This is a genomic window from Pseudokineococcus sp. 5B2Z-1 (genome assembly GCF_037482305.1).
Classification (GTDB): domain Bacteria; phylum Actinomycetota; class Actinomycetes; order Actinomycetales; family Quadrisphaeraceae; genus Pseudokineococcus.
This window is the reverse complement of record NZ_JBBHZG010000002.1, coordinates 509,860-519,138: the sequence shown is the minus strand read 5'-3', so window position 1 is coordinate 519,138 and position 9,279 is coordinate 509,860. Positions and strand designations below refer to the sequence as shown.

At 74.8% G+C, this 9,279-nt stretch carries 7 protein-coding genes and 1 riboswitch; of the genes, 1 reads left to right on the top strand and 6 read right to left on the bottom strand.

What is annotated here, in order from left to right:
• Nucleotides 1-120: 120 nt before the first annotated feature.
• Nucleotides 121-753 carry a rhodanese-like domain-containing protein gene (locus WDV85_RS06540; RefSeq protein WP_339569867.1) on the top strand — a complete coding sequence of 211 codons (633 nt, stop codon included), beginning with the start codon at nt 121-123 and terminating at the stop codon, nt 751-753.
• A 186-nt stretch (nt 754-939) separates the two neighbouring features.
• Here WDV85_RS06540 and WDV85_RS06535 read toward each other — a convergent pair whose 3' ends face one another.
• From WDV85_RS06535 to WDV85_RS06510, 6 genes are all read right to left on the bottom strand, one after another.
• Nucleotides 940-2,178, bottom strand: a complete 1,239-nt coding sequence (locus WDV85_RS06535; RefSeq protein WP_339569866.1) for a ribonucleotide-diphosphate reductase subunit beta — start codon at nt 2,176-2,178, stop codon at nt 940-942.
• Nucleotides 2,175-5,171: a ribonucleoside-diphosphate reductase subunit alpha gene (locus tag WDV85_RS06530; RefSeq protein ID WP_339569865.1), complete on the bottom strand. Its 2,997-nt coding sequence runs from the start codon at nt 5,169-5,171 to the stop codon at nt 2,175-2,177. Before WDV85_RS06530 ends, WDV85_RS06535 begins: the two co-directional genes overlap by 4 nt.
• A gap of 128 nt (nt 5,172-5,299) precedes the next feature.
• A riboswitch (cobalamin riboswitch) is annotated at nt 5,300-5,551 on the bottom strand.
• Between the two features lie 350 nt (nt 5,552-5,901).
• Nucleotides 5,902-8,190, bottom strand: a complete 2,289-nt coding sequence (locus tag WDV85_RS06525) for a heavy metal translocating P-type ATPase (RefSeq protein WP_339569864.1) — start codon at nt 8,188-8,190, stop codon at nt 5,902-5,904.
• Nucleotides 8,191-8,209: 19 nt separating this feature from the next.
• The gene (locus WDV85_RS06520; protein ID WP_339569863.1) at nt 8,210-8,434 is read right to left on the bottom strand and encodes a hypothetical protein; all 225 of its coding nucleotides are present in this window, start codon (nt 8,432-8,434) and stop codon (nt 8,210-8,212) included.
• The gene (locus tag WDV85_RS06515) at nt 8,431-8,646 is read right to left on the bottom strand and encodes a heavy-metal-associated domain-containing protein (protein WP_339569862.1); all 216 of its coding nucleotides are present in this window, start codon (nt 8,644-8,646) and stop codon (nt 8,431-8,433) included. Before WDV85_RS06515 ends, WDV85_RS06520 begins: the two co-directional genes overlap by 4 nt.
• Before the next feature lie 43 nt (nt 8,647-8,689).
• Nucleotides 8,690-9,028 carry a metal-sensitive transcriptional regulator gene (locus WDV85_RS06510; protein ID WP_445263209.1) on the bottom strand — a complete coding sequence of 113 codons (339 nt, stop codon included), beginning with the start codon at nt 9,026-9,028 and terminating at the stop codon, nt 8,690-8,692.
• Nucleotides 9,029-9,279 lie beyond the last annotated feature (251 nt).

The window sequence follows — 9,279 nt, the reverse complement described above, 5'->3', positions numbered from 1 at the left end:
CCCCCCCCCCCCCCCCCCCCCCCCCCCCCCCCCCGCGTCCCATCCCCTGGGACACGGGAAGGGTCGAGGGGCGGGACGCCGTTGTCGTCCCCAGTGCTCGACGACCCCTCGGAGGACCCCGTGGCCGCTGTGACCCCCATGACCGCCGCCGTTCCCGGCGCCCGCACCGCCCCGGACGCCGCGAGCGGCCACCGCACCGACGCGGAGCGCCTCGTCGAGGGCCTGCGCCGCCCGCGTCCCGTCGTCCTCGTCGACGTGCGCACGCCCGCCGAGTACGAGACCGCCCACGTCGAGGGGGCCGTCAACGTGCCGCTCGACCTGCTTCTGAGGGAGCCGGGCGCGGTCGCGTCCCGCCTGTCCGGCGACGTCGTCCTCATGTGCGCGCTCGGGGGGCGCGCCGAGCAGGCCCGCGAGGCGCTCGTCGCCGCGGGCGCCACGGCCACGCTGCAGGTGCTCGGCGGCGGGGTGGACGGCGTCCGCCGCGCCGGCGGCACCGTCGTGGCCGGCCGCAGCCGCTGGGCCATGGAGCGCCAGGTGCGCCTCGTCGCCGGCTCCCTCGTCCTCGGCAGCGTCCTGCTGAGCCTGCAGGTGCCCGCCGCCCGCTTCCTCGCCGGCGGTGTCGGCGCGGGCCTCACCTATGCCGCCCTCAGCGACACCTGCACGATGGCGCGCGGTCTCGCCCGCCTGCCCTACAACCGGACGGTGGCCGCGCCGACGCTCGACGAGGTGCTCGCCCAGCTCGACGCCGCCTGAGGCGCCTCTCCCCGGTGTCCCGGGACGGCGACGGCCCCCGACCTCCTGCATAGGAGGTCGGGGGCCGTCGTCGTCATCAGTCCCTCGTCATCAGGGTCGCCACGGCCGAGCCGTGCGCTCAGGACGGGGTGCACCGCGTCCTGAGCGCACCGCTCCGGCGTCCGACCGGGGCGTCCGGGCGGAACGTCAGTCCCAGGAGAGCCCGCCGCCGGTCTGGTACTCGATGACCCGGGTCTCGAAGAAGTTCTTCTCCTTGCCCAGGTCCATGACCTCGCTCATCCACGGGAACGGGTTGTCCACCGCGGGGTAGACGGGGGCGAGGCCCAGCTGGCCGCAGCGGCGGTTGGTGATGAAGTGCATGTACTGCTCGCACAGCTCGGCGTTGAGACCGAGGAGCCCGCGCGGCATCGTCGAGCGGCCGTAGGCGACCTCGAGCTCGCAGGCCTCGGTGAGCATCTGCCGCACCTCGGCCTGGAACTCATCGCTCCACAGGTGCGGGTTCTCGGCCTTGATCTGGTTGATCGTGTCGATGCCGAAGTTCAGGTGGATCGACTCGTCGCGCAGGATGTACTGGTACTGCTCGGCGATGCCGACCATCTTGTTCCGCCGGCCGAGCGAGAGGATCTGCGCGAAGCCGGTGTAGAACCACATGCCCTCGAAGATGACGTAGAAGGCCACGAGGTCGCGCAGGAACTGGGTGTCGGCCTCCGGCGTCCCCGTGCGGAAGTCCGGGTCCTCCAGCGCCTGGGTGTACTGCAGCGCCCAGGCGTCCTTGTCGGCGATGGACGGCACCTCGCGGTACATGTTGAAGAGCTCGCCCTCGTCCAGGCCGAGGCTCTCGCAGATGTACTGGAAGGTGTGCGTGTGCACGGCCTCCTCGAAGGACTGCCGCAGCAGGTACTGGCGGCACTCCGGGTTGGTGAGGTGGCGGTAGACCGCGAGCACGATGTTGTTCGCGACGAGGGACTCGGCCGTCGCGAAGAAGCCGAGGTTGCGCTTGAGCATGAGCCGCTCGTCCTCGGTGAGGCCGCCGGGCGAGTTCCACAGCGCGATGTCGGCCTGCATCGACACCTCGGTGGGCATCCAGTGGTTGCCGCACCCGGCGAGGTACTTGTCCCACGCCCACGTGTACTTCATCGGCAGCAGCTGGTTGACGTCGGCGCGGCCGTTGATCATCCGCTTCTCGGAGACCTCGACGCGGCCGCCGCTGCGGTCGAGGCCGCCGAGGCCCGTGCTCGAGGTCTCGCCCGAGCCGGCGCCGTCCTGGGCCGGGGCCGCCGTCGGCGCGACGGCCGGCTCCGGGACGCCGGGCAGGTCGGCCGGGCGCGCGGTGACGTCGCCGGAGGTGCGGGCGCCCGGCACCTGCGGGCGCACGGGAGCGGGCGCGGTCGTGGGGGCGGGAGCGTCGTCCCAGTCGAGAGTCACTGGCAGGCCTCGCACTCGGGGTCGTCGATGGAGCACGCCGCGGGCTGCGGCGCACGGGTGGGGATGTCGCTGTTCACGGGCAGAGAAGCCGCAGGCGCTGTCGGGGCGGCGGTGACGGGCGGCGTCGGGGCCGCGGGGACGGCCGCCGCAGGGGCGGCCGCGGGGGCGACGGCGACCGCGTTGAGGCGGCCGTCGGTGCCCTTGAGCGTCGACTTCTCGACGTGGGTGCGGCTCGAGCTGCGCAGGTAGTACGTCGTCTTGAGCCCCTGGCGCCACGCGGCCCGGTAGAGCTCGTCGAGCGTGCGCCCGTTGGGCTCGAGGACGTAGAGGTTGAGCGACTGCGCCTGGTCGATCCACACCTGGCGGCGCGAGCCGGCCCGCACGAGCCAGTGCGGGTCCACCTCGAAGGCGGTGGCGTAGAGGGCCTTGAGGTCGGCGGGCACCCGGTCGACGGCGCCGAGGCTGCCGTCGTAGTACTTGAGGTCGCTCACCATGACGTCGTCCCACAGCCCGCGCTCCTTCAGGGCGCGCACGAGCGAGGTCGAGACGACCGTGAAGTCGCCGCTCATGTTCGCCTTGACGTAGAGGTTGCGGTACTGCGGCTCGATGGACTGGCTGACGCCGACGATGTTGCTGATGGTCGCCGTCGGCGCGATCGCCATGATGTTGGAGTTGCGGACGCCGGTGCGCTGCACCCGCTCCCGCAGTGACGCCCAGTCCTGGCGCTCGACGACGGGCTGGTCGAGGTCGCCGCCGCGGGCCTGCGCGACCAGGGCCACGGAGTCGTGCGGCATGACGCCCTGGCTCCACAGCGATCCGGGGAAGGACGCGTACGCGCCGCGCTCCTCGGCGAGGTCCGCCGAGGCGCTGATCGCGGCGTGGCTGATGGCCTCCATGCTCGTGCCGGCGAACTCGACCGCCGCCTCGCTGGCGTACGGCAGGCCGAGAGCGAAGAGCGCGTCCTGGAAGCCCATGAGCCCGAGGCCCACCGGGCGGTGCCGGCGGTTCGAGTTCTCCGCCTGCGGGATCGTGTAGAGGTTGATGTCGATGACGTCGTCGAGCATCCGCACCGCGGTGCGCACGGTGGCGCGCAGCTTCTCCTCGTCGAGCCCGTCCGGGCCGACGTGCTGGGCGAGGTTCACCGAGGCGAGGTTGCAGACGGCGACCTCGTCGCGGCTCGTGTTGAGCGTGATCTCCGTGCAGAGGTTCGAGGAGTGCACGACGCCGGCGTGCTGCTGCGGCGAGCGCAGGTTGCACGCGTCCTTGAAGGTGATCCACGGGTGCCCGGTCTCGAAGAGCATCGTGAGCATCCGGCGCCACAGGTCCTTGGCGCGCACGGTGCGGGCGACGGCGATGCGCCCCGCGGCGGCCTCGGCCTCGTAGTGCTCGTAGCGGTCCTTGAACGCCGTGCCGTAGAGGTCGTGGAGGTCGGGCACCTCGTCGGGCGAGAAGAGCGTCCAGTCGCCGTCGGCCTCGACCCGCTGGAGGAAGAGGTCCGGCACCCAGTTGGCGGTGTTCATGTCGTGGGTGCGGCGGCGGTCGTCGCCGGTGTTCTTGCGCAGGTCGAGGAACTGCTCGACGTCGATGTGCCACGTCTCGAGGTAGGCGCAGACGGCGCCCTTGCGCTTGCCGCCCTGGTTGACGGCGATCGCCGTGTCATTGGCGACCTTGAGGAACGGCACGATGCCGGAGCTCTCGCCGTTCGTGCCCTTGATGTAGGCGCCCGTGCCGCGCACGGGAGTCCAGTCGTTGCCGAGGCCGCCGGAGAACTTCGCGAGCAGCGCGTTGTCGCGGATGCCCGAGTAGATGGCGTCGAGGTCGTCGTCGACGGTCGTGAGGAAGCACGAGGACAGCTGCGGGCGCACCGTGCCGGCGTTGAAGAGCGTCGGCGTCGACGTCATGAGGTCGAAGCTCGACAACGCCTCGTAGAACTGGACGGCCCGCGCCTCGCGGTCGTCCTCCTCGAGGGCGAGGCCCATGGCCACGCGCAGGAAGAAGGCCTGCGGCATCTCGAACCGCACGCCCCTCGTGTGGAGGAAGTACCGGTCGTAGAGCGTCTGCAGGCCGAGGTAGGTGAAGTCGAGGTCGCGCTCGGGGCGGATGGCCGCGCCGAGCCGCTCGAGGTCGAAGTCGAGCAGGCGCGGGTCGAGGCGCTCGTCGGCGACGCCGTGGCGCACGTAGTCGGCGAAGTACGCGGGGTACCGCTCGGCCATCTGCGCCTGGCTGGCCTGCTGCGGCTCGCCGGCCAGCAGGGTGAGCACCTCGGTGCGCAGGACGTCGAGGAGCAGGCGGGCGCTGACCCGGCTGTAGTCGGGCTCGGTCTCGACCATCGAGCGCGCCGCGAGGACGGGCGCCTGGGCGAGCTCGGCGGCGGTGATGCCGTCGTAGAGGCTGCGGACGGTCTCGGCGAGGACGGCGGAGGCGTCGACGGCCGGGTCGAGGTCGGCGCAGGCCTCACCGATGACGAGGCGCAGCCGGTCGACGTCGAGCGGGGTCCGGCCGCCGTCGGGGCCGGTCACGCGCAGGTCGGGGATGCGGGCCCCGCCCGGCATCTGCGGCAGCTCGGCGCCGCGGCTGGCGTCGTCGGGCTCGGGCAGGGACGCCGCGGCCGCGCGCAGGCGGGCGTGCTCCTCGCGGTAGAGGACGTAGGAGCGGGCGATGCGGTGCTCGCCCGAGCGCATGAGCGCGAGCTCCACCTGGTCCTGGATCTCCTCGACGTCGACGGAGCGGCCGGCCCCGTAGCGGCGCTCGAGGGCGGCGACGACCTGGCCGGTGAGGACGTCGACGAGCTCGCGGACGCGGCTGCTGCCGCCCGCGCCCTGGCCCTCGACGGCGAGGAAGGCGGCGCGCATGGCGGCGGAGATCTTGGCCGGCTCGAAGGCGGCGACGCCGCCGTCGCGCTTGAGGACGGCGATGCGGGCGCTCGGGCCCGCCGGGGCGGTGCCCGAGGGTGCGCCCGGTGCGGCGGCCGGCCGCTCGGTGGTCTGGGTCATCGGTGCTCTCTCCTCGCGAGCGTGGTGCCCGGTGCTCGCGGGAGGAGGGGTGCCGACGGAGGGCGCACGGGGGGTGCGCACGACGTCGCCACGAGCCCACCCGCGAGGCCCCGGACGGCGCGCACCGGCCGGCGCGCGCACCGGAGGCAGGTCTTCGGACTCGCGGGCCCCGGTGCTCGCGCACCGTCCTACTGGCCGTCGGCTTCCCGGGCTCGCGCCCAGTGCCTGGACCGGCGTCCGACTCGCGTCGGGCACCGGTGACGGCGGTCGTTCCCGCTCACCGCTGCGGGGCAGTCCCGGAGTCGCACCGGGTTCCCTCTTGCCCCGGCCACCCCCGCCGCGAGGGCGAGGAGGGCCGGACCTCCAGCGCCGCTGACACTACATCTCGGGCCACCCCGCGCAAGGACCCCAACATCTCGTGTCGGCGTGTCGCGTGTCGTCCACAGGCGGTCCACCGCTCGTCCCCCGCCGAGCGCCCGTCGTCCCCCGCTCGTCCACGCCGTCGTCCCCAGGCGCCCCTCCCCCACCTGCACCGCACTTCGTCGACAGATCGCCGTCCCGAGGCAGCCCCCAGCGCACTTCGTCGACACATCGCCGCCCCGAGGCACCCCCTGGCCGCACTTCGTCGACACATCGCCGTCGCGGGGGCTCCTGGGTGGCGATGTGTCGACGAAGTGCGGGCAGGAGGTGCGGGAAGGCGGGGCACGCCCGGGGAGGGCGGCGGCGCGGGTCAGGCGACGGCGCCCGACGTCGAGCGGAAGCGGCGCAGGCGCAGGCTGTTCGTCACGACGAAGAGCGAGGACAGGGCCATGGCGGCGCCGGCGACCATCGGCGTCAGCAGCCCGGCCATGGCCAGCGGGATCGCGGCGACGTTGTAGGCGAAGGCCCACGCGAGGTTGCCGCGGATGGTCCGCAGGGTCGCCCGCGAGAGGCGGACGGCGTCGGCGGCCGAGCGCAGGTCGCCGCGGACGAGCGTGAGGTCCGAGGCCTCGACGGCGACGTCGGTGCCCGTGCCGAGGGCGATGCCCAGGTCGGCCTGCGCGAGCGCCGCGGCGTCGTTGACGCCGTCCCCGACGACGGCGACGACGTGCCCCTCGGCCTGGAGCCGCTGCACGACCTCGACCTTGCCGGCCGGCAGGACGCCCGCGACGACCTCCTCGACCCCGACCTCGGCGGCGACGGCCCGCGCCGCGGCCTCGTGGTCGCCCGTGACGAGGACGGGCCGCAGCCCGAGGTCCCGCAGCTGGCGGACGGCGTCGGCCGACGTCGGCTTCACGGCGTCGGCGACGACGAGCAGCCCGCGCGCCGCGCCGTCCCAGCCGACCGCGACGACGGTGCGGCCGGTCGCCTCCGCGCGCCCCTGCGCCGCGGCGAGGTCGGCGGGCAGCGCGAGCCCGCGCTCGGCGAGCAGCCGCGGGCGTCCGACGACGACGGCCCGCCCCTCGACCGACCCCTCGACGCCGAGCCCGTCGCGCGAGGCGAAGCCCGTGACGTCCGGCAGCGCGTGCCCCTCCGCGGCGGCGGCGGTGATCGCCCGGGCGATCGGGTGCTCCGAGGCGGCCTCGAGGGCGCCCGCCGCGCGCAGGACGTCGTCGCGGTCCTCGTCCGCGCCCGGCACGACGTCGACGAGGGACATCCGCCCCGTCGTCACCGTCCCCGTCTTGTCGAGGACGACGACGTCGGCCCGGCGGGTCTGCTCGAGCACCTCCGGGCCGCGGACGACGACGCCCATGCGAGCGCCCCGGCCGGTGCCGACCATGAGCGCGGTCGGCGTCGCCAGCCCCAGCGCGCAGGGGCAGGCGATGATGAGGACGGCGACGGCCGCCGTCAGCGCGGGCGCCCAGCCGGCCCCCGCACCGAGCCAGAAGCCGAGCGTCGCGACGGCCAGCGCGATGACGACGGGCACGAAGACGGCGGAGACCCGGTCGGCCAGGCGCTGCACCTGCGCCTTGCCCTCCTGGGCGCGCTCGACGAGGGCCGCGGTCTGCGCGAGCTGGGTGTCGGCGCCGACGCGCTCGGCGCGCACGACGAGCCGCCCCGCGGCGTTGACGCCCCCGCCCGCGACGGCGTCCCCCGGCCCGACCTCGGCCGGGACGGGCTCGCCGGTGAGGGCCGAGACGTCGACCGCCGAGGTGCCGTCGAGGACGACGCCGTCGGCGGCCACCTTCTCCCCCGGCCGGACGACGAAGACGTCGCCGACGGCGAGCTCCTCGACGGGGACGCGGACCTCGGTCGTGCCGCCGGGGCCGTCGCGGCGCACCGCGACGTCCTTCGCGCCGCTGGCGAGCAGCTCGCGCAGGGCCGCGCCGGCGCGACGCTTGCTGCGCCCCTCGAGGTAGCGCCCGACGAGCACGAACGCCGTCACGCCGGCGGCGGCCTCGAGGTAGACCGACCCGCTGCCGTCGGCCTCGCCCGCCAGCCAGGTGAAGCCGTGGCGTATGCCGATCTCACCGGCGTCGCCGAGCACGAGGGCGTAGAGGGACCAGGCGAGCGCGGCCAGGGTGCCGACCGAGACGAGCGTGTCCATCGTCGCGGCGCCGTGGCGCAGGTTCACCCAGGCCGCCCGGTGGAACGGCCAGCCGGCCCACAGGACGGCGGGCAGGGCGAGCGCCAGGGAGACCCACTGCCAGGCCGGGAACTGGGCCGCGGGCACCATGGCGAGCACGACGACGGGGACCGCCAGCGCGACGGCGCCGACGACGCGGCGGCGCAGGGACCGCAGCGGGTCGTCCTCGTCGACGACGACCTGCTGCCGCTCGGGCACGTGCTCGCGCGCGGTGTACCCGGCCGACTCGACGGCGGCGACGAGCACCGCCAGGTCGGTGCCGGCGGGCGCCGTGACGCGGGCGCGCTCGGTGGCGTAGTTGACCGTCGCGGTGACGCCCTCGAGCTTGCCGAGCTTCCGCTCCACCCGGTTCGCGCAGGAGGCGCAGGTCATGCCGCCGACGACGAGGTCGACGCTCGTCACGCCCGGCCCGGCCGGGGCCGCGCCGGGTCGGTCGTCGGTGGTCGAGCTCACGGGGACCTCCGGGAGGTGGTCAGCGGTGCGGGGCGTCGTGCGCGGGGGGCTGCGTGCCCACGGGCTGCGCCTCGGAGGGCTGGGCGCCGAGGGGCTCGAGCGGTCCGACGGCGGCGCCGAGCCCGAGCCCCGCGGCGAGGACGCCGACGAGCAGCAGGCCGTAGGCCCCGAGGGCGCGGGCCGGCCGGTCGGCGGGGGCGCCGCTCCCCTGCCCGTCGGGGGCGGGCGCCGTCGGCCCCGTCACGGCGCGGCGGGCGCCAGGGCGTAGCCGGCCTCGGTGACGGCGTCGCCGATCATCCCGTCGGTGACGTCGTCGCCCGCGGTGACGACGAGGCGCCCGGAGCCGAGGTCGACGTCGACGCCCGAGACGCCGGGGACCTCCCCGACCTCCTCGGTGACGGAGCGGACGCAGTGCTCGCAGGTCATGCCGGTGACGGTGTAGGTGGCGGTGCGCACGGTGTCCTCCTGGGTGGGGTGGTGCGGACGGGGGGCGGCGGGGTCAGCTGCGGACGAGCCGGGCGATGGCCTCGGAGGCCTCGCGGACCTTGGCGTCGGCCTCCGGCCCGCCCGTCGAAACGGCGTCGGCGACGCAGTGGGCGAGGTGCTCCTCGACGAGGCCGAGGGCCACGTTCTGCAGTGCCCGCGTCATGGCAGAGACCTGCGTGAGGATGTCGATGCAGTACGTCTCCTCGTCGACCATGCGCTGCAGGCCGCGGGCCTGGCCCTCGATGCGGCGCAGGCGCCTGAGGTAGTCGTCCTTGCGCTGCAGGTAGCCGGGCGACGTCGGAGCCCCCTCGGGGTCGGCGCCGGGCTCGGCGGTGGCGCTCGCGTCGGTCATGCCGTCCCCTCTCGTCGAACCCTCACGCTACCCCCCTGGGGTATTTGTCGGTCCAACGACGGCGACCGCCGGCGTCTTCCCGCTTGGACGCCGAGGGCGACATGGCCCCACGTCGCCCTCTCCGTCGCGCGACGAGGGCGACGTGGCCACACATCGCCGTCCCGGAGCCCGGCGAAGGGCGACATGGCCACACATCGCCCCCAGGTGCGCGGCGACGGCGCGGCCCCCTGGGACGACGACGGCCGCGCACC

Bases quoted from the DNA above. Each gene is read 5' to 3' on its own strand.
- WDV85_RS06530 (WP_339569865.1), bottom strand. From the start codon at position 5,171: ATGACCCAGACCACCGAGCGGCCGGCCGCCGCACCGGGCGCACCCTCG.
- WDV85_RS06510 (WP_445263209.1), bottom strand. From the start codon at position 9,028: ATGACCGACGCGAGCGCCACCGCCGAGCCCGGCGCCGACCCCGAGGGG.